We start from the raw sequence: 22,707 nt of genomic DNA, 5'->3' as shown, positions 1-22,707 counted from the left end.
CTTCAGGGCTGCGGCAGCCGCACCACCTGAACGAAGAACTCGTCGATCTCCCGCACCGCCTTCATGAACTGATCGAGATCGACCGGCTTGGTCACGTAGGCGTTCGCATGCAGCTTGTAGCTGCGCAGGATGTCCTCCTCGGCGGCGGACGTGGTGAGGACGACGACCGGTATGTGACACAGGTCGGCGTCGGACTTGATCGCCTCCAGCAACTGCCGGCCGTCGTACCTCGGCAGATTCAGGTCGAGCAGGATGAGGTCCGGAGTCGGCGCGTTCGCATGGATACCGCGCCGGTAGAGAAAATCCAGACCTTCCTGACCGTCGCGGGCGACATGCAGAGTGTTCTTGATCTTGTTGTCCGCGAACGCTTCACGGGTTATCAACTCGTCCCCCGGATCGTCCTCGACCAGCAGGATGTCGACCACTCGGCCGGCTGACGACGCGCTCATGGATGACTTCCCTCCGGTTGGTCTGATGCGATGACGTTCGGTTCGGTGGTCGGCGTGGCCGGCAACGTGAACACGAACCGGGTGCCGTCGGTGTACGACGTGTCGATCCCGATGCTGCCGCCGTGATATTCGACGATCTTCTTGCACAGCGCCAAGCCGATGCCGGTACCGCTGTAGGCATCGCGGCCGTGCAATCGCTGAAAGATGACAAACACCTTGTCCACAAACTCCTCGGCAATTCCGATCCCGTTGTCCGTCACCGTGAATACCCAGTTGTCGGCGTCCTCACCCGTGCCAGATCGACAGTCGATGGCAATCCGAGGTGCTTGGCCCTCTCGCCGGAACTTCACCGCGTTACCGATGAGGTTCTGCCACAGCATTGTGAGCAGGGTGGGGTCGCCGTCGACCCGCGGTAGGCCGGCGGGCGGCAGCAACACTTCAGCTCCCGATTCCGCGATGGAGGTCGCAAGGTTCTGCATGGCCGACGCGACAGTTTCGCCCAGGTCGACCTCTGTGTTGGCGGCGTTGATCCGGCCGACACGGGAGAAGGTGAGCAGGTCGTTGATCAGCACCTGCATGCGCTTTGCGCCGTCGACGGCGAAGTTGATGTATTCGATCCCGCGCTCGTCGAGCTGGTCGCCGTACCGCTTCTCGAGCAGCTGGCAGAAAGACGCAACCTTGCGTAGCGGCTCTTGCAGATCGTGCGAAGCGACGTAGGCGAACTGCTCGAGCTCGGCGTTCGATCGACGCAGCTCTTCGGCTTGTTCGTCGAGGGCAAGGCGGGCGAACTGGGAGGCCTCGAGTTCCTCGACGATGCGCTGCCGCATCTCCTCGACATCGCCGGCGATAGCGCGAATGTCAGTGGGCCCCTGGGGAACTATGCGCTCATCGAAGTTGCCCTGCGTGATCCGGCGGCATGCCGCAGCGAGGGCACCCAATGGGCGGGTTACCGAACTCCGCACCAGCACCGCCAGAACCACCGCCATGACGACGAACGCGCCGACCATGGTGGCCAGCACTCGGTCGCGCCACTGGCGTATCGACGCCAACTGCGCGGTGTCGGCATCGCGCGCCTGTTCCAGGTGCCGGTTCTGTGCATCGAACAGCACGCGTAGGTTGTCGAACGCTTTCTTGCCGTCCTCGTTGGTACGGCTGTCCACGACGGTTGGATGCCCCACAATGACGCTGGCGATCAACGGCTGGGCATAGTTGCTGCGCCAGGTGGCAGCGGCTCGTTCGATCGCATCAAGGTCGGCGATCAGCGCATCGCGACCGCGGAGCATTCTCCGAATATCCTGCGCTGCAGCAGTTTCAGCGTGCTGTCCGCCCGCATACGGCGCCAGGAATTGGCTGTCGGCGGCGCTCGCGTAGCCGCGGACCGCGGTCTCTTGGTCTCGCAGTCCGGCTTGTAATCGGTAGGCCGCCACGCGCGCCGGTTGCAGGTGCTCGATCAGTTCACCCGAAACCGTGTCCGTCTGGTTCATCAGGAGGGCACCGCCGACGGCGCCGGAGAGGACCACCACGCCCATCGCCGAGAGAACCAGGTTCTGCCAGCCCTGCACTGTCAACTTCATGATGCCGAGCGCTCCACTCGAATGACGGCGATGTCGTCGGTGAGACCGCCGAAGGGCTCGGCCCGCGTCGCCGCCTCGCCGATCAGCGCTTTGACGAACTCGGTCCCGGGCAGGCGGGCCAGTGAGCGGGCCGTCGCCAGCAGCCCGGGTTCCCCGAGACGTTCGCCGGCGGCCCCTGCGGGTCCCTCGAACAGTCCGTCCGTCAGCAACATCAAACCGTCACCCGGTCGCAACTGGAGCCGGTTGACTGGCCATTCGGTGGCGCCGAGTCCCAGCGCCGGGCCGGCGGCCGGCTCCAGCCAGTCGACGGTACCTGCGCCTGCGCCGTGCATGAGCAGCCCGGGATGTCCCGCCCGCACCACGTCGTACTGCCCCGTATCGGGTGCCAGTGCCACACTGAGCAGGGTCGCGAAGGTGCCGCGGCTGGGACGCTCGGTGGTGAGGATCCGGTCGAGCTGACGCATCCGCTCATTGCCGCGCAGACCGGCGAAAGTCAGTGCGCGCCAGCCGATTCGCAGCGCAACGCCCAACGCGGCTTCGTCGGGCCCGTGGCCGGCCACGTCACCGATCATCACGTGGACGGTGCGGTCCGGGGTCTGCACAACATCGTAAAAGTCGCCCCCGATCAGGGCGTCACGCCTGCTCGGCAACGACTGCGTGACGATCTCGACGCCGGGACTGTCCAGAAGTAGCGGAGAGGGCAGCAGGCCCCGTTCCAGCCGGGCATTCTCCTGAGCGCGCAGTCGACTGGCGTGCAGGTCCACCGCCGTGACCTCGGCACGCTTGCGTTCGATCGCATAGAGCACCGCACGACGCAGCGTGTCGGGGTCCACGCGGCCCTTCACCAGGTAGTCCTGAGCACCGGACGCCATGGCGGAAACGCCGAAATGCTCGTCGTTCAGACCGGTGAGAACGACAATCGGCAGGCTCGGGGCCAGCGCACCCAATCGATCGAGGGCGTCGACACCGCCGGCGTCGGGCAGGTGCAGGTCGAGCAGCACGCAATCCGGACGGACGGTCTCGAGCGTGGTCGCCGCTTGGGTCAGCGTAGGAGCCCAGTGAAAGTCGATGTCGATCGCGGCATCAGCGATCAGCTCTTCGACCAGGAGGGCATCGCCGCGATCGTCCTCGACCAACAGCAGCGACAGCGGCCGCTCCGCGGTGGGTCCCACTCGGGGAGAAATGGAGCGGTTCATCCGCGGCTCTGCCGGCATGGACAAGTGGTCACATCCTTCGCCAAGGGGCCACCTACGTCGCGCTGACCTTCTTGTTTCGCTGTGTTTACCGCTGCGGACGTTACCAGTTGGTCCCACGGCGCTTGGACCATTGACGCGCGCCGCGCGTCGCCGGCCCCTGCCCCGAGTTACTCCAACTTCTCCCGTAGCTGCGCCAGGGTTTTCGCCAGTAGGCGTGACACGTGCATCTGGGAGATGCCCACCTTCGCGGCGATCTGTGACTGCGTCATCGACTCGAAGAATCGCAGCACCAGCACGGTCCGCTCGCGCTCCGGCAGTTCGGCCAGCAGCGGCCGGAGCGCCTCGCGATACTCGACCTTCTCCAGGCCGGGGTCGACGTCGCCCAGCGTCTCAGCAAGAGATGGGCGCTCCTCGCTACCCGCAGCACCGTCGATCGAGGTGGTCTTGTAGGAGCTCCCGGCCATCAGACCGTCCAACACCTCATCCCGATCGATATCCAGCTCTGCGGCCAATTCAGACGCAGTGGGCGCGCGCCCGAGGCGTTGCGACATTTCGGCGGTAGCCGACCCGATCTGCAGATGCAGCTCTTTCATCCGTCGCGGGACCTTTACCGACCAGCTGTTGTCACGGAAGTGGCGGCGGAGCTCTCCCATGATCGTGGGGACCGCGAAAGACGCGAAGTCCGAACCCATCTCGACGTCGAATCGCTTCACCGCGTTGATGAGGCCGATGCGCGCGACCTGCAGCAGATCATCGCGGGCTTCGCCTTTGCCCTCGAAGCGCCGCGCAATGTGGTCGGCCAACGGCAAACAGCGCTCGATGATCGCGTCCCGCTGCTCGAGGTATTCAGCTGAGTCCTCGGTGGCGTTCCGGAGCTGACGGAACATCTCGAGAACGTCCGCATACTCCGCCGTCACCGCTGCAGACTCACTCGTCTCGAGGTCAACGAAACACCCAGCACCTGGGTGCCGTCGATAGCCTGCTCGTCGGCGAAAGTCGATACCTCATCAGTCAGCGAGTTGAGCACATGCCAACTGAAGGTGTCCGGCTTGACCACCGCACTGCCGCGATTGTCATCAGCCGCACAGCGCGCCGAAGCGCGAATTACGACAGCATCATTCACCGGATCGACGACCACCCGAAGGCTCGACCCCGGCACCGCGGCGCGGATCAGGCCGGTACACGCCTCATCGACCGCCAGCCGGATATCGGAGATGGCGTCCAGATCGAAATCTTCGAAGGCGGCAACGGCTGCCACGAGCGTCCGCAGGACGGCCAGGCTTTCCGGAGACGCCGCAACGATCAACTCAACCGAGCGCTCACTCGACGCCATGTCGCCCTGCCCCACTGCTTCAACCACGTATACCCTCCAGCGTCCCCGTGCAGGCCACTCCACGTCGCACTTTGTGTACCCATTGTCCACGGCTGCTCAAACGAACGTGCATCGCCCGCCGCCACCCCTTCTCGACGGGGTCGATGCCCGCAGATACACGACCGCATCAGCACGCTTCGCTGCCTGCACAGCTGTTCGATTCATCCTGCGTCGCAGGCCATTTCGCTTACCGGCAACGATTCTCGACCGCCAAGGTGACCTCATCGCCACGCGCTCGGCTAGTACCAGTAGCGGCGGCCGGCGATCGGCCGTCCGGTCGCCCCCAGCAGCCAAAAAACCGCACCCACCACCAGCACAACAACGCCGGCCACCCACAAGGGGTAGATATTGAGGATCAGCCCAAGAGCGAGCAATACAGCTCCGACCAGAATCATGGTGCCTCTTTCCGTTGTGGGCAGCGCACGCACCTCGTCGCGGTACCTGCCCCGTCTGACCCATGTCGGTCAGCCGGCAGTCCTTCCTTACCCACGAGCATCGCCTGCCCAAACATTTCGGATCCGACCACCGGAATGTGCTGTGGGGCATCCGTATCCATGTGGCGTAGATCGCAGTAGTGACCGTTTGACGTTCGCCAGGGCTGGGAATTCTCGGCAGGCGTGGGGAACGCTTCTCCGTGCATCAATCCGATCCGCCAGCGGAAGGGTAGCCATGAGCGAGAACAACAAGTCCGGACCCGAGGAAGCCGTCCGGGGTGTCGTCGAAGGGGCGAAGGGTAAGGCCAAGGAAGTCATCGGCACCGTAGTTGGCCGTGACGACCTGGTTCGCGAAGGCCAGGCCCAACAGGATAAAGCAGACGGGCAGCGCGCGGCGGCCAGGAAGGAAGCCGAGGCCGAAGCGGCGCGCGCCGGGGCGAAAGCCGCTGAGGCGCGGGAACGCGCAGAACAGCAAAACTAGAAGAGCGCAAAGCACACGGCCCAGTCCAGCGCAATGCTGGACTGGGCCGCTCTTTGCGCGGACGGATGCGAAACCATTTGCAATGTAACGCTTTCCGGTGATCACGGGACAGAAAGCACTCGCCCCACCGCATGTCGTCAGAGGGTTTTGCTGGCCGATGGAGTGGGTAACCGGGAAGTTAGCTGACGCACTCGCGCGTTGCCCGACTCGAAGGAACCAGGGATGACACTCGAACTGATGGCGGCGCCACGAAGTGCAGACGAGACAGCGACAGCCGGTGAGCGAGTGGCCGACAGGGCCGCGACACCCGGCGTGACCGCCCATTTGCCGGTACTGCTGGTGGGGTTGCGCTGGTTGTTCGATACCGAACAACCCGCTGGTGCAGTGCAGTGTCCCGCCGGAGACAGCCTGCCTTCGGTGGGCGGGCGGGCTTTCCGCTTCATCCCGGCGGACCGCGACGGCCGGGCGGCCCTGGGCATAGCGGTGACCACCGGCATCGCCGGCGACGCAATCGGGGGTCACGAGGCGGCTGACTTCATCGATCTCCTCGAGGGCATGGGCGAAGAGGTTCTTGCCATCAACTCCGTCGCGGCAGGATCGTTCTACGTGCTGACCTTGGCGCGGCCGGCCCATCCGACGTTGCGAAGCGCAGTTGTGCGCCATCGCGCGCAATACCTCGAAGACTGCACCGCCTCACCATTCGGACCGGCGCGACCCGTCAGTGCCGTCGCCGCCGTGAGCGCAAGGGACCTGCAGCGACGGGCGGCCATGAGCGCTGGCGAACAGGGCAGCGAGCAATCAGCCGACGATGCCGGTGGCGTGCACTGGATGGACCGCTTCGGCGGTCCGACGACCATCGCGGCCACCGGCGCCGAGCTGTGTCTGGCGATGCAGGCCTAACGCAGGTCGCAGCGTCCGGCGCAGGATTAACCAGCAGGCCTCAGCCCCGCGGCAGCCGGACCACCTGGACAAAGAAGTCATCGATCTGGCGCACCGCACTCAAGAACTGTTCGAGATCGACAGGCTTGGTCACGTAGGCATTCGCATGCAGTTTGTAGCTGCGCAAGATGTCGTCCTGCGCCGACGACGTGGTGAGCACGACGATGGGTATGTCGCACAGTTCGATGTCCGACTTGACCTTCTCGAGCAACTGCCGTCCGTCATACTTCGGCAGATTCAAGTCGAGCAGAATCAGGTCCGGTCGCGGCGCATCCGCATGGGCACCGCGTCGATACAGGAAGTCCAAGCCCTCCTCGCCATCGCGGGCGACATGCAGAACGTTCTTGATCTTGTTGTCTGCAAAGGCTTCCCGGGTGATCAATTCGTCCCCCGGATCATCCTCGATCAACAAGATGTCGATCGCCCTGCTGTCGCGCGGCACTGTCACGTGCACACCTTCCCAACCCATACGTAGATGACGTTCGGTCCATCGTCCGGCCGCGCCGGGAACACGGCGGGTTCGGCCTTCCTTCTGCGGCGCCTGCCGACAGTCTCCTGCCGTGGCACGCGTCCCCGACCAGAGTCAGTTTACATTGTAAACAGGGGTGCTGTCCGCCAGGTTGCGGTGGCTCGCCTGGTCAGCGCCGCGGCAAATACGATTCGAGCCGATCCAGCAGCGCTTCGAGAGCTTCCTCGAACTCGGCTGCGCCGTGATCTTCCGACAGCAAGGTTTGCAGTCGCCGCAGCTGCGGATAGTCCGACAGCCTGGCCTTGGGGCGTTCGACTTCGTCAAGGACCGCCTCGGCGGGGCTCAACTGGGCGCCGCGGGCAGACACCTCCAACAACAGCTGTCCCAGCAAGAACGTGGTGTACGCCCGATACGCCGCCACGGCCGCGACGTCGTCGAACCCATACGAGAGCAGGGTGTCCAGGAAGCTCTCCATCCAGCGCATACTGCGCAGCGGTGGGCGCACCCACGGCGCCTCAGGCGCCTGGGTGGCCACCAGCGGAAAGACCTCGGGGTGCTGCAGCGCAATCTGACGCACGCCGTGGCCAAGGCGGATCAGATAGTCCTGCCAGCCGTCTTCCTGCCTACGAGCCGCCAGCTGGTCAGCGTACAAGCGGTCGATGACATGGTCGACCACGCCGGTCAGCAGATCCCCTCTGCTGTGCACGTACCGGTACAGCGCCATCGCCTCCACACCGCACGCGGCGCCCAACCGGCGCATGGTGAGCTTCTCCAGCCCATGCTGGTCAATGAACGCGATCGCGGTGTCCAAGATGTACTCGCGGGTCAACGACGCCGGGTGGCCGTCGCGCACCGCATGACCGGGCACTCCATCAGAGCCGCCCGAGCCCGCTGAGGCGACATCAGAGTCATTCAATCCCGACAACTCGCCCGACCTCCCAGCACTCGTGACATACCGCCCCCACGCTAGCTGCAGAAGGCAACGAAACAGCGGAGTGTCACCGCGTGCAGCGTGCTTGTTTCAGGAACAGGTCCGAAACACCTTCAGGGCGCGGCCGTCGACCGTGACGGTGGCCTCCGCCGCCAGCGGCGTTGCCTCGTCATCAACGGTCGCCAGACCACTGGCGGTATCGAGAAGTAGCTGCCATCTCGAACCGAATTGCCCTGTCGGCAGCGTGAATTCGATGGCTTTGTCGTGGGCGTTGAAACACAACACAAACGAGTCGTCGACGACCCGCTGCCCGCGTTCGTCCAGGTCCGGGATGCCTTGTCCATTGAGGTAGACCGCAACGGACTTGCCGAAGGCGGTGTTCCAATCGTCGTCGGTCATTTCCGAGCCGCTGGGGGTGAAGAAGGCGACGTCCGGCACGTCCTGCGATCCCCGGGCGCGCACCGGCCGACCGGTGAAGAAGCGGCGACGCCGGAAAACCGGATGCGCCGTCCGGATTGCGGCGACGGCGCCGGCGAACGCGATCAACTCGGTGTCGGCGGATTCCCAGTCGATCCACGTCATTTCATTGTCTTGGCAGTACCCGTTGTTGTTGCCGCCTTGGGTGCGGCCCAGTTCGTCGCCGTGACAGATCATGGGCACGCCCTGACTCAGGAGGGTTGTGGCCAGGAAATTGCGTTGCTGGCGTCGACGCAGAGTCTCGATGTCCGGATCGTCGGTCGGGCCTTCCACACCGCAGTTCCAGGACCGGTTGTTCGATTCGCCATCGGTGTTGTCGTCACCGTTGGCCTCGTTGTGTTTCTCGTTGTAGGAAACCAGGTCCCGCAGCGTGAAGCCGTCATGGGCGGTGACGAAATTGATCGAGGCGACCGGCCGGCGCGAGGTGTGCTCATACAGGTCCGCCGACCCCGTCAGGCGCGAGGCGAACTCGCCGAGCGTGGACTCCTCACCACGCCAGAAGTCACGTACGGCGTCGCGGTATTTGCCGTTCCATTCCGTCCACTGCGGCGGGAAGTTCCCGACCTGATAGCCACCAGGCCCGACATCCCATGGCTCGGCGATCAACTTGACCTGGCTGATGACCGGATCCTGCTGGACCATTTCGAAGAACGTCGAGAGCCGGTCCACGTCGTAGAACTCCCGCGCCAGCGTCGACGCCAGATCGAAGCGGAAGCCATCGACGTGCATCTCGGTCACCCAGTACCGCAACGAATCCATGATGAGTTGCAGCGCGTGCGGATGACCGGCATTGAGACTGTTGCCCGTACCCGTGTAGTCCATGTAGAACTTCTGGTCCCCGTCGACCAGTCGGTAGTAAGCGGCGTTGTCGATGCCCCGGAAGGACAGCGTCGGGCCCAGATGGTTGCCTTCCGCGGTGTGGTTGTAGACCACATCGAGGATCACTTCGATGTCCGCTTGGTGCAGGGCGCGGACCATGGCCTTGAATTCTTGGACCTGCCCACCGGCGGTCACCCCGGAGGTGTACTTGGGATCTGGCGCGAAGAACCCGATCGTGTTGTATCCCCAGTAATTCGACAACCCTTTGTCGATCAGCACGGAGTCGTTGGCGAAGTGGTGCACCGGCATCAACTCGACGGCAGTGACACCGAGGCCCTTCAAGTGGTCGATGATCGCGGGATGTGCGACACCCGCGTAAGAGCCGCGGTCGCGCTCTGGAACGTCGGGGTGAAGCTGCGTGAGCCCCTTCACGTGGGTCTCGTAGATCACCGAGTCCGTGTATGCATGCTGCGGGGGCCGGTCGTTACCCCAGTCGAAGTACGGGTTGATCACCACCGCCTTGGGCATGCCGGCAGCAGAATCCTCGTCGTTCCGGCTGTCTTCGTCGCCGAAGTTGTACGCGAAAAGCGTTTGGCCCCAGAGAAATACACCGTCGATCGCCTTGGCATAGGGATCGATGAGCAGCTTGTTCGGGTTGCAGCGCTGCCCCGCAGCCGGATCGTACGGCCCATGGACCCGATAGCCGTAGCGCTGCCCGGGTACGACATCGGGGAGGAAACCGTGCCAGATGAATCCGTCGACTTCCGGCAGCACCACCCGAGTTTCGGCACCGTCGTCGTCGAACAGGCACAGCTCGACACGCTCCGCAGCCTCACTGAAGACTGCGAAGTTGGTTCCCACCCCGTCATAGGTGGCTCCGAGCGGGTACGCCTTGCCCGGCCACACCTCGGTACGATCGGTCCCGCTGTCCGTCAAATTGACCGACTCCGCCATGCACATTCCTTCGAGTCGAATGATCGGGCGCAACACCCGCAATCAATGAAGGTGTACCAGAGATAGCCCCGATCGGCTCCTTCCAATCATTCCTGCGCGCGGTTGGTTTGACCGTGCATCGACTCGGGTACCTGTAAGCCGCCGGCTGTGACGAACACGTCAACGCCCTGAGCGAGGAGCGCAGCACATGATCATCTTGGGCATTGTCTTGCTTGTCCTGGGATACGCCTTGGGAGTACCGATTCTGGAGACCATCGGTGGAATCCTGGTCGTGATCGGTGCGGTCCTGTGGATCTTGGGCGCCGTTGGGCGGCCGGTCGCAGGACGCAAGGTGTGGTTCTAGCCGGGCCCGTAACCAGGCCGTCCACACCGCGGGCGTTGTGGTGACGCGGGCCGGCGCCGACGCCAGGGGGCGGCCCACCGGCGAGGCGAAAGACGTTGGGATGGCGGATGATGCCGGCCGGACGGCTCACCACGAGATGGTGGCGCGGCCCCACGGCGCGGATGAGGAACCGATCGCTGCCGCCGAAGCCGTGGCTGCGGAGATGAAAACCGACACGAGTCCCCACGGAGAACCAGGCCGTCGGTTTGACCGGCATGCGCCCTTCTTTGTCGGGATGACGGCAGCGGCCGGCGTTGCCGTGACGTACGCCGCCGTGCACATGTTGGTTGCGGCACAGTCGGTGCTGGTCCTGATCGGGGTGGCGTTCTTCCTGGCGCTGGGATTGGAACCCGCTGTCTCGTGGTTCGTCAACCATCACTTACCGCGCTGGCTCGCCACCACAACCGTTTTCATCATTTTTCTCGCCTTGCTGGCTGCCTTCGTGGCGGCCGCCATTCCTCCGCTCTCGCAGCAAGCCACCCAACTGATCCATCAGGCGCCGCACTACATACAACAAGCCCAGAGTCACTCGTCGACGATCGGAAAGCTCAACGACCGCTTCCATATTCAGCAGCGGATCACCGACACGATGAACGGATCGGGCGGCTCGATACTCAACGAGATCGTCACCGCCAGCTCGGCGGCATTCGCCGCATTGGCCGACGTGCTCATCGTCATCGTGCTCACCGTCTACTTCCTGATCGACTTTCCCCGCATCCGCGCGACGCTGTATCGCCTTGTCCCCCAGACCCGTCGACCGCGGGCGATTCTCATCGGGGACGAGATGTTCGCCAAAGTCGGCGCCTACGTGCTGGGCAATGTGGCGATATCCGCGATCGCCGCGGTGGCCACGGCGGTGTGGCTGACCGCCTTCGGGGTGCCGTATCCGCTGCTGCTCGGCATCTTCGTCGGACTGCTCGATCTGGTGCCGGTCGTGGGCTCGACGATCGCCGGTGTGGTGGTGGCGGCGGTGGCTCTGACGGTATCTCTACCCGTATGTATCTCAACCGCAGTATTTTTCGTGGTGTTCCGAGCACTCGAGGACTACCTGCTGGTCCCCCGTATCATCGGGCACGCGGTCAAGGTGCCCGCGTTGGTCACCGTGGTGGCAGTTCTCGTCGGAGGCGCATTGCTCGGGATCGTCGGGGCGTTGGTGGCCATCCCCATTGCCGCCGCAGTGCAACTGATCGCGAACGAGGTGCTGTTCCCGCGTCTCGACGACACCTGACGACCAGGGCCCCTTGGCCCACAGGAAACACTCGCCGTTGTGTCGACCGCATCGAACCTGCAGCGATGTCCGGCAGGTCACAGCACCGCTGCGTTTCGTCACCCGCCAGGACGGAAATCCCCAAACCAGGGCGCGGCATACAGACGCCGCTCCTGAAGCAATCCGTCCATTCATCAGTAGCGGAAAGGCAGACATGACCGAGAACAAGAACACCGGACCCGAGGAAGCCGTACGCGGCGTGGTGGAAGGTGTGAAGGGTAAAGCGAAGGAAGTCATCGGCACCGTGACAGGCCGCGACGACGTCGTGCGCGAGGGTCAGGCCCAGCAGGACAAGGCCGACGCGCAACGCGACGCCGCAAAAAAGGAAGCAGAGGCCGATGCGGCGCGCGCCGGCGCCGAAGGTGCCGAGCGGCGACAGCAGGCCGAACAGCGGCGCTGACTGAGTACCGACGAGAGGCCCAGCCCAGTTCATCCGGCTGGGCCTCTCGCGCGTCGGAACCCAGATGTGGGGACGGCATCGCCGCCAATGGACCTGGGGCGCGAGCCTGCGGCAGCAGCTACCCTGCAGAAGTCCGGCCCGAACATTCTTGGGAGTGAACCGATGTCAACGCTCTTCACACCGCTCACGCTGCGCGATGTGACGTTCGCTCACCGGGCGTGGATGTCGCCCATGATGCAATTCTCCGCCGTTGCCGAGGGACCGGAAGCCGGTACCCCGACCGACTGGCACCTGCAGCACTTCGGTTCGCGGGTCGTCGGCGGCGTCGCGCTGGCGATGGTCGAAGCCACGTCCGTGGACCCCGTCGGCCGCAGCAGTATCTACGACCTCGGTTTGTGGAACGACCGGCAGATCCCGGCGTTCCAGCGCTTGACCCGCTTCATCACTTCCCATGGCTCGGTGCCGGGCATTCAGATCGTGCATGGCGGCCGCAAGGCATCCACCGGTCGGCCTTGGCCTGACCCCATCCGAACCCCCGAGTCCTGGATGACGCTGGGCCCCAGCGCAATTCCGTTCGGTTATCGGCCCGTTCCCGCCGAGCTCGACGTCAACGACATCGACCGAGTCGTGGCAAGCTTCGCCGACTCCGCCCGACGCGCTGCAGAAGCCGGCTTCCAGGTCCTCGAGATCCACGGCGCGCATGGCTATCTCATCCACCAGTTCCTGTCTCCGCAGTCGAACACGCGGACCGATGCGTACGGCGGTTCGCTCGATAACCGAATGCGATTCGCGCTGCAGGTCACTGAAGCTGTTCGCGCCGCGTGGCCTGAGCACCTGCCGTTGTTCTTTCGGGTTTCAGCCACTGACTGGCTCGCCGGAGACACCGACGACCCGCGCCCCGGCTGGACCGTCGCCGATACGGTCGCTCTCGCCACCCGTCTGAAGCAGGCCGGTGTCGACCTCATTGACGTCTCCACCGGCGGAGCCGTCCCCGACGCACGGATTCCGGTGGCCCCCAGTTATCAGGTGCCATTCGCGAAACGGGTCCACGTTGAGGCAGACATCCCAACCGCCGCAGTCGGATTGATCACAGAGGCCGAACAAGCCGAAGCGATCGTCTCCGGCGGCGAGGCTGATGCCGTCTTCGTGGCCCGTGCCCTGCTACGCAATCCCAACTGGGTTCGCGATGCCGCTCAACACGTCGGGGTCTCGCTGCCATACCCGCCCCAGTACTCACGGGCATTCCGATGACACCCCGAGGCGGCCAGGCTCGGCTGCCGGCACTGTGAGCCAACCTTGCCCAGGTGCCGGCCGGAGCGTCAGTCGACAAGCTTGGTCAAGCAGTACACCCGCTGCGGGGACGTGAACACCATCGCCTTCGCCGCAGTGGCACAGGCCGTTTCATCGACGCTGCCGTCGACGCGCTGGGTCACTTTGAATACGCCTGTGTGCGAGTTCGCGACAGTCGGAGCCTGCGCGCAATCGATGTTCCTGATGCTCTTGCCCGTGAGGTCCAGCGCGTAGCAGTCCCCCTCATGCAGGTTCAGCGCGAAGCACAAGGTCGCGGCCTTGGGGTCATCCTGATTGCTGGTGGCGTAGAAGTACGGGCCTTCCGACGGCGCCTTGCCATCCGGACACAGACCCTTCGCCGTCTCGCCCGCCAATTCGTAGACGGCATCCGATGATTCGCAGCTGGTCGAGGTGAAGTGGAACTTCTCGTAGTCGGCGGTGGTGACGCACTGCCCCGACTTCAGCTGAGCGCCGAAGCCGTTGGTGTGCAGTCCTTTACGGACCACGTTGGATACCCCGCCGACCAGTGCGAGCAACAGCACCACACCCACAATCCACATCCACGGCTTGAGCCCTGACTTGCGCGGCGGCGGCGGATAACCCGGCAGCGGGGTTGACGGACCGTAGTACGGCTGCTGGCCGGCCCAGGGTGGCGGGGTCGGCGCCGGCCAACCGGGCTGCGGTTGCCACGCCGGTGCTGGGTTCGGTGGGCCCGGTGGGCCGACCGACGGTCCCTGCTGCGGATCGCCCCACGGGCCTTGGTGCGGTGGTGGTTGCGTCACGGGCGGTCAGTTCGGGGCCGAGGTGCAGAGGATGCCGTGAGCCGCCTTGACGAGCGCACCGGCAGGGCCCGCGTCGGCCCCGTACTGCCCGGCCAACGCACCGACGACGTCGGGCCGCGACTGCCCGCTGAACGCCATTTGACAAGCCTGCAGGCCGGCCTGCATGACCGCGTCGTCATCGCCGGGGAAGCCCGCGTTGCGGGCCTGGTTGATGAACCGCTGCTGTTCCGGCGTAAACGGCATCGGCCACGCCGACGCGGGACCCGCAGCGGCCACGGACAGCGCGGCGGCCGCGGCAAGGGCGCCACCAGCCAGACGAATTTTTGCGATCATCTCTCCCCCAGGTGTCTGACTCCCACGGGTCGCGGGACGTCAACATGAATGAGCGTAAATGTCCCCCGCGGGCCCCACCAGTGCCGCACCCGCCCGCCGAACGACAACGCCGGTCCGGCCGCATCTGGCTGGACCCAGGCCCTGCGCGGAAAATGCCGCGCCCGTGGACTATTGGAGTGGAAGCTCGACTCCACGGTCGTGCGCCGGCCGCGGGTCGAAGATTCGTCGATCAGCCTCGTCGATTCGCACGTCGTTGATGCTCGCCTCGCGGCGTTCCATCAAGCCATTCACATCGAACTGCCACAGCTCATTGCCGTAGCTGCGCCGCCATTGGCCGGCGGCGTCGTGGCATTCGTACTGGAATTGCACGGCGATACGGTTCTCGTGGAACCCCCATAACGTCTTGCGCAGGGCGTAGTCGAGCTCTCGCTCCCACTTGGCGGTCAGGAACTGGACGATCTCCTCGCGACCAGTGACGAACGCGTCGCGGTTACGCCAAGCCGAGTCGGGCGTGTAGGCCAGTGCGACACGCTGCGGATCGCGTGTGTTCCACGCGTCCTCGGCTGCCTGCACCTTCTGGAGTGCGGTTTCTCTGGTGAACGGCGGGACCGGCGGGCGTAGATCGCTCATGATTTCTCTTCTCCTCGAATCGAGAACGTGCGTTCTCTACATGACTCGACTAGCGTAGGGAACGCACGTTCTCAATGTCAAGGAGTGATCTCGATGCCGGCGCCGATCAGCGACGAACAGAAGTCCCGCGACCGGGAGGCGCTGCTTGATGCCGCCGAAGCGCTCTTCTACGAGCGTGGCATCCAGACCGTCGGGATGGACGACATCCGCGCCACGGCGGGTATCGCCCTGAAACGAATCTACGGGCTCTTCTCAACCAAGGAAGACCTCGTTGTCGCCGTCCTGCAACGTCGCGACAGGAGGTGGAGAGGCAACCTGACCGACTACGTAGAGCGGCGCCAGGACCCGCAAGAACGCGTACTGGCAGTCTTCGACTGGCTTGAGCAATGGTTCACCGAGCCTGATTTCCGCGGTTGCGCCTGGGTCAACGCCTTCGGCGAACTGGGTGCTACCTCGCCGGCAATCCTGACCGAGGTACGCGCCCACAAACAGGCATTCCATGAACAGCTGGCCGCATGGGTCACGGCCGCCACCGACGCACCGGCCGAACCGGTGTACCTCTTGGCCGAAGGTGCGATCGTGACCGCCGCCATCACGGGAGATGCCGAGCCAGCGCGTCGCGCTCGGGAGGCGACAAAAATCCTGATCACGTGACCGGCATTCGGCTGGTCACGCGAACGTCAGAACGGCCGGCTGTTCGCCTGCCATTTGGCCGATTCCGGTCGCGGGCCGAAGCGCTCGACGTAGCGGTCGTGCATGTGCGACTGTTTCTGCCGCAGGACTTCGTCGATCAGGTTGGGGTCGAGTCTGTGCTGGCTCAGGCGGTAGCGACGCCAGACTTTATTGAGCACGAACGCCATCACGAGAGCCCAGAAGTAGATCGGCAGCGTCATTTCGGAGTGCACATACACCGATGCCGGCAGCAGCCACAGCGGAGCCAGCACAAAGATCGGCGGGATCGCGTATCGAATCATGTGCCGGCGGACGGCCCCCTCGCCAGTCAGGTCATCACGAACCCAATCCTGCAAATGGTCCGGTAATCGGTGTCCGTAGGCATAGCTGATGCGCTGCCAGAACGTCGGACTGTCGGCGGCCATGACGACTCCCTTGGCTGATCGGATCGACGAGCACCATTCGATTAGTACCCTAATAGTTAGGACGCTATCAGTTAGCCTCCTATTCCTCGATGGCAGGGAAATCTGACTAGGGCGATGCCGACCACCTCCGTCAGACATGACGGGCACAAACTGTTAGGGCCCTAGCTGGTAATAAACTGACCAGCATGTCCGCTATGTCCGAAGACGTCGACCCCCTGGCCCTCGAACGGCAGGTCTGCTTCGCGCTGGCCATCACCAACCGGGCAGTACTTGCCATCTACCGGCCGCTACTCGAACCGCTCGGGCTGACACATCCGCAATACCTGGTCCTGCTGGCGTTGTGGGACAACGCGAAATCCAAGCAGGACCCGTTGACCGTCAAACAGATCGCCGCGCTGCTGCAGATGGACTCGGCCACGGTGTCGCCGATGCTCAAACGCCTCGAGGCCCTGGAGCTGATCCGCCGCACACGCAGCGCCACCGACGAACGCACCACCCACATCACGCTGACACCGAAAGGTGTCGCCCTACGTCGCCGTGCCCTGAAGATTCCACCGGCGGTTGTCGAGCAACTCGGCGTGGACCTCGCCGAGTTGGAACGTCTTCACTCGGTGCTCACCAGAATCAACGCCGCCGCGGTTGCGGCCGGCACGCTGACGTCGAATCCCGTTTAACCGCAGGCAATGTCGACAGTGCTGGCGCAAGGTAGCCGTCGAGAAATGGCCGGCATCATCGATGGCGGGACGCCACACCCGCGGTCGAAAAGCCCGGCCGGCTGGCCACGGGGACGAATCCCGGTTCTCCGTGAAGGAGCACATTGACTTCGCTTGGACCGGATACCGGGTACTCGCTGTCGGAACCCTCGAATTTGATCGCGTCGATGTCATAACCGAGGTAGACAGTCACCCGCACCACCGAAGGTGGCCCGAAAAGCAACAGGCGGTCCGGATTGTGCCGATACCCCAGGGCAAAGACACCACTCGCGACGTTGAGTTCGCCGTCAAACGCCCGCACCCCAAGGCGGCAGTTATCTGCGCCCGCGAACACCCGCACCAGTACCGGGCGGCCCACAACGTCGCATTCGTGATCGCTCATGGTGTGTACCCACAGCGCATCCTGCACCCCGGCCGCCTGACAATCGTGATCAGCGTGCACGTAGACCCCCGAATTCCCCTTGGCGCCAACATCTTCGATCACCAAGACGCAGCCATCCGGCGTAATCTGCGTATTGCACAGCAAGGTGTTGGATATCGTTCGCATCGCCAACCTCTTTCGTGTCCGCCCCTCGGCGGTCAGGCAGCACGGACATCGCGCGGGAACACCCCGACCCCGACGGCTTGATCCGGGCGCCGCAACGGCTACGCCAGGCGTTGCCGCACGGCACCAACCATGTCGCAGGTCACCCGCACTCATAACGATGACCGAGTCGTCTGGCGCGGCTCGTCAACAGCAACCGCGCCCTCCCCGCGATCGGATTTGCCGACAGCAAACTCCGGCAACCTTCGACGAGGCGATGTCTCATCCCCTCGCAACCGACCAAAGCACCGCGCCTTCGCGATGGCCGGCCCATCGACTTGCCTGGTACATCAACTGATAGAGGAGCATTCCATAGACGGACTGACGCGTCAACACCAAATAATTGATCGCCGATCGCCCACCGCGCTCCCCCGGTAGCACTGTTTACGGCTCACCGGGAAACTTGCTATTGGGTCGAGTCGGACCCCTAAACTGTGCCGGGTGTCGAGTTCACGTGGAGCTGCGTCTGCCGGTGAACCACGCCCTCGAGGTCGGCCGGCCAATCCTGCGGCGAAGGCCGCACGGCGCAGAGCCATCGTGCAAGCGGCGTATACCGTCTTGACCGAACGCGGCTATGACCGAACGTCGATGTCGGACATCGCGCGTCAAGCCAAGGTCGGGCAGGGCACCTTGTACCGCCACTATCGCAGCAAGCGCGTGCTCCTCGACGACGTCTTCGATTACGCGGTCGCGAAGGTCATGCGGGCGCTGCGCCCGGGTTCATTGGCTCGCATGGATCTGACCGACTATCAGCAGGCATTGGACCTGATCACGGTGTTCGGCGGGCGTATGTTCGCCCTTGTCGATGACGATCCGAACATCGTCAGGCTGATCACAGTGGAAAGCAACGCCATCGACTCAGAGCTTCGGTACCGCGTGCACGGCCTCTTCTCGGCGATGGATGTGATGTTGACGCGCTTGTTTGAAGCCGTGAATCCTGACCGCGCGACCGAGACCAACCGTCCGGTCTGGGCACTCCTCGGCCGCATGGTGATGGGATTGGCCGGCCCGGGCTTGCTGATGTCGGTGCAAGGGAACACATCGGCCGAGGCGCGGTCTACATTTCTGTCGTCGATCGCGGCGATCGCCGATCACGGGCTGCTGACCGATGAGTCCGTTGAAGAACAGGCGGGCAATGCCTGAGCGGGCATCGCAGCTGTACACAGCTGCAATCGAGCTGTTTATCGAGCGGGGTTATCGCGACGTCGACGTGGCTGACATCGTCGAGCGTTGCGGCGTCGCCCATGGCACCTTCTATAACTATTTCCGAAGCAAGCGCGACATTCTCGACGCCATCTTGACCCGAACCATCCAGGAGCTCGCGGCCACGCTGGACGGCCCGAATGGGCGCGCCAGGCCTACCTGTCGCGCAGACTATGTCGCTGAATTCACCGACCGGGTCCGCAGGGCAATCGATTACATCGCCGACAACCGCAAGCTGCTCTCATTCACATTGGTCACCGCACCCGGTGTCGATGAGCAGGCCTACGCCGCGGCGGTGGCCGGCTACGGCAACCTGGGCGCTCAAGTCACGGCCATTCTCGCCGAGGGACGCGAAAGTGGTTGGATCCGCAAGGATCTCGATTTGTCTGCGGCCGGGCTGGCTGTGGTGTCAAGTGTCGTGGCGGCGACGCTGCCGGTGCTGCTCGAAGATGGTGCTGACTTCGATGCCCCGCAGGTCGCCGAGGCGTGTGCTGCATTCCTGCTCGGCGGGGCGCGCCGGGCTTTACCGGATTCCTAAGCGCCACTGTTCAATCCGCCGCCCCATCGGCGTAGATGGCGGATTTCCCAACGCCCATTCGCAGACGATGTCGTACCAGATACCGCGGGCCTGCAGGGTTCCGAGCAGGGCGCACACACTCATCTCGGTTCGCCTTGAGAACGTATGCGCACTGGGCATCTGCTGCTTGTAGATTCCCGAGCGGAAATCAGACCCCGGCAGCATCGCCTGCGCCACCGCCCGGTGAGCAACTTTGTCGGTCATTTCCACCACGCCTGGTGTCAGGTACCAACCAGCGACTTCCCGCATGTAGCGCATGGCCATCTCGGGAGGCATCGCGTCAGAATCGAGGATGAAGCCTGCGGCGCGGGCCAGCCGGTACGCCGTGTCGGTATCGTTGCGAATCACTGCCTCGAGCACCGACCGTTGGAGAGTGACCTCACTTTCGCTCATTCGCACGTACAAGCCGAAGTCGATGAATCCCACCCGATTGTCAGCGAGCAGCAGAATGTTGCCCGGATGCGGGTCCGCACAGAAATTCCCGGTGGTGTAAACACCACCGCAGTAGAAGCGGAAAACTGCTTCACCGATCTGGTCTCGGGCCGACTGATCGATGTCGGTGAGCTGATCCAGCGGTGTGCCGTCGAGGTACTCGGTGACCACGATGCGGTCCGTACACAGGTCATCGATCGGCGCCGGGATCACGAACACCGGATGGCCGCGGTGCGCGTCGTAGACGGCACGGTGATTGGCGACTTCCGCACGGTAGTCCAACTCCGCGGTGATCTGCCGACTGATTTCGTCCACCACAGCGTCCAAGCCTTGAAAAGGGAACGGCGTCAAGCGCATTCGCACCAACAACGCGAGGTTCTTCAAGTCAGCACGTACCGCCTGACGCACCGACGGATACTGGACCTTGACGGCCACTTTGCGGCCGTCGACCATTGTGGCGCGGTAGACCTCCCCTAGGGATGCAGTCGCGACCGGCTCAGGTTCGATAGAGCGCACCAAGTTTCGGCGGACGCCCCATTCACTCTCCATCAAACGGAGCATCACGGCGCTGTCGACAGCAGGAGCACGGCTGAACAAAGGCGACAGCCGACGGGAGAACTCGTCTCGAGTCTCCGCCGAACTGAGACCGAAATTGAGCAGTGAAATCGCTTGGCCGAGCTTCATCGCCGCGCCCTTCATCGTGCCCAGCGTCGCGACGAGGTCGTCGGCCAGACGCAACACCTGTTCGTCTCGAGCACGAGCCTTTTCGTCTTCGGTCAAGAACGGCTCGCGGATGGCGCCGGTGGCTCGACGAGCCAGGTGCCGGGCGGCGACCTGCCCGACGCGTGCACCGCGTGCAGCTCGATTGGTCGGTTCGTCGTCGGGGGTCACGAAAATCTGCCTAGAAATCGATCGTTGGTCTTTCCGTAGGTGCCGGCGTTCTGCCTCATAATCGTTCAGTCTGGCTGAAAACGAGAGCCTTTGGCCAAGGCGGGCAGCTGTCACCTCCGCCGAAAATCAGGACGGACCGAAGATCTCGAACCCTGGACGACCCGATCCCGGCATCAGCGGATATCGAGGCTGATGCCGGCGACTGGCCGACACGACAGTGTCACGCCCTATGCACTTATCGCCCACGCCGAGCTACGCGAGCGGCATCGCGCTCCCACAGGAAGATGGCCGTCGTAATCGCTGCTATCGCCGCCGGCAGCACCATCGGATATGCGTAGACGACCACTGTGGCGATGGTCGCGCCCACGAGATACGCGGCAACCCGCAAAGCTGGCAGTACCTGGCGGCGACGTGGATGTCTCACCCTCATGTCCGCCGCCCATTCACGATGAAATCGGTGGGGCAACCCGTCGCCCGCGGATGTCTCTGGTGGCTCGAGTGCACAACAGAGCAGGCCCGGAACTCACCGGCAGCGTGCGCCAGCCTGCGTCCGATAGCCCCCATCAACAACCCCAATGAGGCCGCAGTGGTGAAGGTCAGGACGACACCGCTCATCGGATCGACCATTGGCGTGAATCCTCTCTGATTTTCAGGGCTCCGCTCAATCCGCCGGACACCCCGCGGGGCCGCAATTTCCAGGCGCAGTCTGTCTTGAGACGGTCACGTCGCCGTGAAGCGCGTCGAGCAGCCGGCGTAGATAGTGGCGGTGGTCGGCACTGAGCCACCTCATGTCATTGGCCAGCGCGTGGGCTGCACCGACGTTGCCGTCGGCGGTTCGGGCGAAGACGACCAAGGCTGTTTCGCTTTTGCCGTAAGGGATTTCGGCGATGAACCCGTAACGTGCGATCGGCTCGCCGAGCGCGTGAATCCCCCAGCCTGCGTCAATGAGTTGGCGCGCCCTCCAGTATGCGACGCGGACCTCCGGCGCCGGCTGGGTCAATAGCCGGGGTATGGCCCCGGCATGTGGCGCGCTCCGCGAAGGCGCCGAATGCACCAGGGCGTGGAGTGGGTGCAGCTCAGGACGTATCCCGGGCCCAGCATCTGCGCCGCCGCCGACCTGCGCATCGCCCGATCTTCGATGTGTCGACATGCGTCCTACCCCCGCTGCAAAACTGCTTACCGCAATGACGCATCCGCCCCGCGCTCTTGGTGTTTCAGTCGCCTGCCCGTCGGACGAGACGGCAACGCCCGCCTGCCCAAGGCGAACGCGGCATGGGGTTGATCTCGGTAGGTGCCGTCACCCCTGCGGCACCTACCACCCGCTGCGCCGTTGACGATCCCATCTAACGGACTGACGTGTCAACCCTAACCCGCGATCCCGTAGTAGAAAGTGGCCAAAGTTGCCATTCGGCACCCAAAGTCCATGATGTCTCGCCTGCGAGAGGATGCCCACGTTTTGCCGATATCGCGCCCGCGGCCGCGGAAAGGCGCGCCGTCCGAGTCGCTGCAGGCTGAATACCGTGTCGCTTGGGTTCGCGCGCGACTACATCTTGCGCAGGCTTATATCCCCCTGAATGAAGCGCCCGAATCAGGCATACACACGTAAGCCTGTGGCCGGCGACGGTCATCTCGTTCAGAGCCTCCTCAAGACCCGAAGATGAGCGTGTGCGTTTGCCCACTCGGGTGTGATTGCCGAGTGATGCGAATGACATCGCGCGATTTGGCCGACGGCTTGCCGGCTTTCGAAAGAACTGCCCGGTACCCGGACTGGATGCTAACCACCCGTGCTGCAAACGATCTGGTGACATCCTGACGAGGTCCGGCCTGTTTCAAGATCAATTTCCCTGCATGTGGCGGAACTCCGCGGAGATCGTTGAGAACAATCTTGATCAAGGATTGACTGAGGTTGCTGTGGTCGATCTGCGCAACCATTGAAAAGCACAATCGGAGCGCTCTGTTAACGACGGTTGAAAATCCGGCCAGTCGCGACGGCTGAAAAGTAGGCCACCCAATCAGATTGGATGGGTGATCT

General features: G+C 63.8%; 26 protein-coding genes and 1 pseudogene. 10 read left to right on the top strand and 17 right to left on the bottom strand.

Translation table 11 applies throughout. The annotated features are described in order from the left end of the window. Positions 1-2: 2 nt before the first annotated feature. The 6 genes from AC3WTE_RS17010 to AC3WTE_RS16985 all read right to left on the bottom strand — a co-directional run bounded on the left by AC3WTE_RS17010 (position 3) and on the right by AC3WTE_RS16985 (position 4,986). Positions 3-449, bottom strand: a complete 447-nt coding sequence (locus AC3WTE_RS17010) for a response regulator (protein ID WP_492439265.1) — start codon at positions 447-449, stop codon at positions 3-5. Then, positions 446-2,023: a sensor histidine kinase gene (locus tag AC3WTE_RS17005; protein WP_492439263.1), complete on the bottom strand. Its 1,578-nt coding sequence runs from the start codon at positions 2,021-2,023 to the stop codon at positions 446-448. The genes AC3WTE_RS17010 and AC3WTE_RS17005 overlap by 4 nt, the downstream gene beginning before the upstream one ends. Next, a complete protein-coding gene (locus AC3WTE_RS17000) occupies positions 2,020-3,237 on the bottom strand; it encodes a PP2C family protein-serine/threonine phosphatase (RefSeq protein WP_492439568.1) in 1,218 nt (405 codons plus the stop codon). The genes AC3WTE_RS17005 and AC3WTE_RS17000 overlap by 4 nt, the downstream gene beginning before the upstream one ends. A 149-nt stretch (positions 3,238-3,386) precedes the next feature. Next, positions 3,387-4,136, bottom strand: a complete 750-nt coding sequence (locus AC3WTE_RS16995; RefSeq protein WP_492439261.1) for a SigB/SigF/SigG family RNA polymerase sigma factor — start codon at positions 4,134-4,136, stop codon at positions 3,387-3,389. Beyond that, positions 4,133-4,552, bottom strand: coding sequence for an ATP-binding protein (locus AC3WTE_RS16990; RefSeq protein ID WP_492439566.1), 420 nt, complete (start codon positions 4,550-4,552; stop codon positions 4,133-4,135). The genes AC3WTE_RS16995 and AC3WTE_RS16990 overlap by 4 nt, the downstream gene beginning before the upstream one ends. Positions 4,553-4,830: 278 nt before the next feature. Then, positions 4,831-4,986: a hypothetical protein gene (locus tag AC3WTE_RS16985; protein WP_492439259.1), complete on the bottom strand. Its 156-nt coding sequence runs from the start codon at positions 4,984-4,986 to the stop codon at positions 4,831-4,833. Between the two features lie 274 nt (positions 4,987-5,260). Here AC3WTE_RS16985 and mbp1 (AC3WTE_RS16980) point away from each other — a divergent pair, with 274 nt between their 5' ends. Together mbp1 (AC3WTE_RS16980) and AC3WTE_RS16975 are read left to right on the top strand one after the other, a co-directional pair. Further along, positions 5,261-5,506 (top strand): microaggregate-binding protein 1, encoded by a 246-nt coding sequence (gene mbp1, locus AC3WTE_RS16980; RefSeq protein ID WP_492439257.1) that lies wholly within the window; start codon positions 5,261-5,263, stop codon positions 5,504-5,506. A 222-nt stretch (positions 5,507-5,728) separates the two neighbouring features. Continuing rightward, positions 5,729-6,406 carry a hypothetical protein gene (locus AC3WTE_RS16975; RefSeq protein ID WP_492439255.1) on the top strand — a complete coding sequence of 226 codons (678 nt, stop codon included), beginning with the start codon at positions 5,729-5,731 and terminating at the stop codon, positions 6,404-6,406. 40 nt (positions 6,407-6,446) lie between these two features. Here the strand turns inward: AC3WTE_RS16975 and AC3WTE_RS16970 are convergent, their stop codons facing one another. From AC3WTE_RS16970 to glgX, 3 genes are all read right to left on the bottom strand, one after another. Then, entirely contained in the window at positions 6,447-6,893 is a 447-nt protein-coding gene (locus AC3WTE_RS16970; protein ID WP_492439253.1) for a response regulator, read from the bottom strand. A gap of 190 nt (positions 6,894-7,083) precedes the next feature. Beyond that, on the bottom strand, positions 7,084-7,830 hold the full coding sequence (locus AC3WTE_RS16965; protein ID WP_492439251.1) for a TetR/AcrR family transcriptional regulator: 747 nt from the start codon (positions 7,828-7,830) through the stop codon (positions 7,084-7,086). Between the two features lie 105 nt (positions 7,831-7,935). After that, positions 7,936-10,095, bottom strand: coding sequence for a glycogen debranching protein GlgX (glgX, locus tag AC3WTE_RS16960; protein ID WP_492439250.1), 2,160 nt, complete (start codon positions 10,093-10,095; stop codon positions 7,936-7,938). Between the two features lie 187 nt (positions 10,096-10,282). Between glgX and AC3WTE_RS16955 the strand changes: the two genes are divergently transcribed. The 4 genes from AC3WTE_RS16955 (at position 10,283) to AC3WTE_RS16940 (ending at position 13,395) form a co-directional block, all read left to right on the top strand. Then, positions 10,283-10,438 (top strand): hypothetical protein, encoded by a 156-nt coding sequence (locus AC3WTE_RS16955; protein ID WP_492439248.1) that lies wholly within the window; start codon positions 10,283-10,285, stop codon positions 10,436-10,438. A 100-nt stretch (positions 10,439-10,538) separates the two neighbouring features. Continuing rightward, positions 10,539-11,705, top strand: a complete 1,167-nt coding sequence (locus tag AC3WTE_RS16950) for an AI-2E family transporter (protein WP_492439247.1) — start codon at positions 10,539-10,541, stop codon at positions 11,703-11,705. A gap of 193 nt (positions 11,706-11,898) precedes the next feature. Next, positions 11,899-12,144: a microaggregate-binding protein 1 gene (gene mbp1, locus AC3WTE_RS16945; RefSeq protein WP_492439246.1), complete on the top strand. Its 246-nt coding sequence runs from the start codon at positions 11,899-11,901 to the stop codon at positions 12,142-12,144. Positions 12,145-12,306: 162 nt separating this feature from the next. After that, positions 12,307-13,395 carry an NADH:flavin oxidoreductase/NADH oxidase gene (locus AC3WTE_RS16940; protein ID WP_492439245.1) on the top strand — a complete coding sequence of 363 codons (1,089 nt, stop codon included), beginning with the start codon at positions 12,307-12,309 and terminating at the stop codon, positions 13,393-13,395. 68 nt (positions 13,396-13,463) lie between these two features. Here AC3WTE_RS16940 and AC3WTE_RS16935 read toward each other — a convergent pair whose 3' ends face one another. From AC3WTE_RS16935 to AC3WTE_RS16925, 3 genes are all read right to left on the bottom strand, one after another. Then, complete coding sequence (locus AC3WTE_RS16935; RefSeq protein ID WP_492439243.1) at positions 13,464-14,216, bottom strand: hypothetical protein; 753 nt, start codon at positions 14,214-14,216, stop codon at positions 13,464-13,466. 6 nt (positions 14,217-14,222) lie between these two features. Then, entirely contained in the window at positions 14,223-14,549 is a 327-nt protein-coding gene (locus tag AC3WTE_RS16930; protein WP_492439241.1) for a DUF732 domain-containing protein, read from the bottom strand. A gap of 168 nt (positions 14,550-14,717) precedes the next feature. Continuing rightward, the gene (locus tag AC3WTE_RS16925) at positions 14,718-15,179 is read right to left on the bottom strand and encodes a nuclear transport factor 2 family protein (RefSeq protein WP_492439239.1); all 462 of its coding nucleotides are present in this window, start codon (positions 15,177-15,179) and stop codon (positions 14,718-14,720) included. A 93-nt stretch (positions 15,180-15,272) separates the two neighbouring features. On the opposite strand from AC3WTE_RS16925, the gene AC3WTE_RS16920 reads away from it, so the two are divergent. Beyond that, positions 15,273-15,833 (top strand): TetR/AcrR family transcriptional regulator, encoded by a 561-nt coding sequence (locus AC3WTE_RS16920; protein WP_492439237.1) that lies wholly within the window; start codon positions 15,273-15,275, stop codon positions 15,831-15,833. Positions 15,834-15,859: 26 nt separating this feature from the next. On the opposite strand, the gene AC3WTE_RS16915 is transcribed toward AC3WTE_RS16920, so the two are convergent. Further along, positions 15,860-16,276, bottom strand: a complete 417-nt coding sequence (locus AC3WTE_RS16915) for a DUF5313 domain-containing protein (RefSeq protein ID WP_492439235.1) — start codon at positions 16,274-16,276, stop codon at positions 15,860-15,862. Between the two features lie 185 nt (positions 16,277-16,461). Between AC3WTE_RS16915 and AC3WTE_RS16910 the strand changes: the two genes are divergently transcribed. After that, the gene (locus AC3WTE_RS16910; protein WP_492439233.1) at positions 16,462-16,950 is read left to right on the top strand and encodes a MarR family winged helix-turn-helix transcriptional regulator; all 489 of its coding nucleotides are present in this window, start codon (positions 16,462-16,464) and stop codon (positions 16,948-16,950) included. A 55-nt stretch (positions 16,951-17,005) separates the two neighbouring features. On the opposite strand, the gene AC3WTE_RS16905 is transcribed toward AC3WTE_RS16910, so the two are convergent. Continuing rightward, positions 17,006-17,542, bottom strand: a complete 537-nt coding sequence (locus AC3WTE_RS16905; RefSeq protein ID WP_492439231.1) for a hypothetical protein — start codon at positions 17,540-17,542, stop codon at positions 17,006-17,008. Between the two features lie 567 nt (positions 17,543-18,109). Between AC3WTE_RS16905 and AC3WTE_RS16900 the strand changes: the two genes are divergently transcribed. Then, positions 18,110-18,715 (top strand): TetR/AcrR family transcriptional regulator, encoded by a 606-nt coding sequence (locus AC3WTE_RS16900; protein ID WP_492439229.1) that lies wholly within the window; start codon positions 18,110-18,112, stop codon positions 18,713-18,715. Continuing rightward, on the top strand, positions 18,708-19,313 hold the full coding sequence (locus tag AC3WTE_RS16895) for a TetR/AcrR family transcriptional regulator (protein WP_492439228.1): 606 nt from the start codon (positions 18,708-18,710) through the stop codon (positions 19,311-19,313). The genes AC3WTE_RS16900 and AC3WTE_RS16895 overlap by 8 nt, the downstream gene beginning before the upstream one ends. Here the strand turns inward: AC3WTE_RS16895 and AC3WTE_RS16890 are convergent. From AC3WTE_RS16890 to AC3WTE_RS16880, 3 genes and pseudogenes are all read right to left on the bottom strand, one after another. Beyond that, positions 19,299-20,564 carry an ABC1 kinase family protein gene (locus AC3WTE_RS16890; protein ID WP_492439226.1) on the bottom strand — a complete coding sequence of 422 codons (1,266 nt, stop codon included), beginning with the start codon at positions 20,562-20,564 and terminating at the stop codon, positions 19,299-19,301. The genes AC3WTE_RS16895 and AC3WTE_RS16890 overlap by 15 nt on opposite strands. 772 nt (positions 20,565-21,336) lie before the next feature. Continuing rightward, entirely contained in the window at positions 21,337-21,675 is a 339-nt protein-coding gene (locus AC3WTE_RS16885) for a hypothetical protein (protein WP_492439224.1), read from the bottom strand. Positions 21,676-22,319: 644 nt separating this feature from the next. Next, positions 22,320-22,707 (bottom strand): annotated as a pseudogene (locus tag AC3WTE_RS16880) (hypothetical protein); the annotation flags it as partial.

It is taken from the genome of Mycobacterium sp. FW102-FHT13B02, assembly GCF_058790275.1.
Note: the sequence above shows the minus strand (reverse complement) of the source record. Positions and strands in the feature narration are given on the sequence as shown.

Excerpts from the sequence above, each read along its gene's own strand:
- AC3WTE_RS16915 (WP_492439235.1), bottom strand. The coding sequence starts at position 16,276 with ATGGCCGCCGACAGTCCGACGTTCTGGCAGCGCATCAGCTATGCCTAC.
- AC3WTE_RS16930 (WP_492439241.1), bottom strand. The coding sequence starts at position 14,549 with ATGATCGCAAAAATTCGTCTGGCTGGTGGCGCCCTTGCCGCGGCCGCC.
- AC3WTE_RS17005 (WP_492439263.1), bottom strand. The coding sequence starts at position 2,023 with ATGAAGTTGACAGTGCAGGGCTGGCAGAACCTGGTTCTCTCGGCGATG.
- AC3WTE_RS17000 (WP_492439568.1), bottom strand. The coding sequence starts at position 3,237 with ATGCCGGCAGAGCCGCGGATGAACCGCTCCATTTCTCCCCGAGTGGGA.
- AC3WTE_RS16950 (WP_492439247.1), top strand. The coding sequence starts at position 10,539 with ATGGCGGATGATGCCGGCCGGACGGCTCACCACGAGATGGTGGCGCGG.
- AC3WTE_RS16955 (WP_492439248.1), top strand. The coding sequence starts at position 10,283 with ATGATCATCTTGGGCATTGTCTTGCTTGTCCTGGGATACGCCTTGGGA.
- AC3WTE_RS16920 (WP_492439237.1), top strand. The coding sequence starts at position 15,273 with ATGCCGGCGCCGATCAGCGACGAACAGAAGTCCCGCGACCGGGAGGCG.
- AC3WTE_RS16985 (WP_492439259.1), bottom strand. The coding sequence starts at position 4,986 with ATGATTCTGGTCGGAGCTGTATTGCTCGCTCTTGGGCTGATCCTCAAT.
- AC3WTE_RS16895 (WP_492439228.1), top strand. The coding sequence starts at position 18,708 with ATGCCTGAGCGGGCATCGCAGCTGTACACAGCTGCAATCGAGCTGTTT.
- AC3WTE_RS16975 (WP_492439255.1), top strand. The coding sequence starts at position 5,729 with ATGACACTCGAACTGATGGCGGCGCCACGAAGTGCAGACGAGACAGCG.
- AC3WTE_RS16940 (WP_492439245.1), top strand. The coding sequence starts at position 12,307 with ATGTCAACGCTCTTCACACCGCTCACGCTGCGCGATGTGACGTTCGCT.
- AC3WTE_RS16925 (WP_492439239.1), bottom strand. The coding sequence starts at position 15,179 with ATGAGCGATCTACGCCCGCCGGTCCCGCCGTTCACCAGAGAAACCGCA.
- AC3WTE_RS16990 (WP_492439566.1), bottom strand. The coding sequence starts at position 4,552 with ATGGCGTCGAGTGAGCGCTCGGTTGAGTTGATCGTTGCGGCGTCTCCG.
- AC3WTE_RS17010 (WP_492439265.1), bottom strand. The coding sequence starts at position 449 with ATGAGCGCGTCGTCAGCCGGCCGAGTGGTCGACATCCTGCTGGTCGAG.
- mbp1 (WP_492439257.1), top strand. The coding sequence starts at position 5,261 with ATGAGCGAGAACAACAAGTCCGGACCCGAGGAAGCCGTCCGGGGTGTC.
- glgX (WP_492439250.1), bottom strand. The coding sequence starts at position 10,095 with ATGGCGGAGTCGGTCAATTTGACGGACAGCGGGACCGATCGTACCGAG.
- mbp1 (WP_492439246.1), top strand. The coding sequence starts at position 11,899 with ATGACCGAGAACAAGAACACCGGACCCGAGGAAGCCGTACGCGGCGTG.
- AC3WTE_RS16910 (WP_492439233.1), top strand. The coding sequence starts at position 16,462 with ATGTCCGCTATGTCCGAAGACGTCGACCCCCTGGCCCTCGAACGGCAG.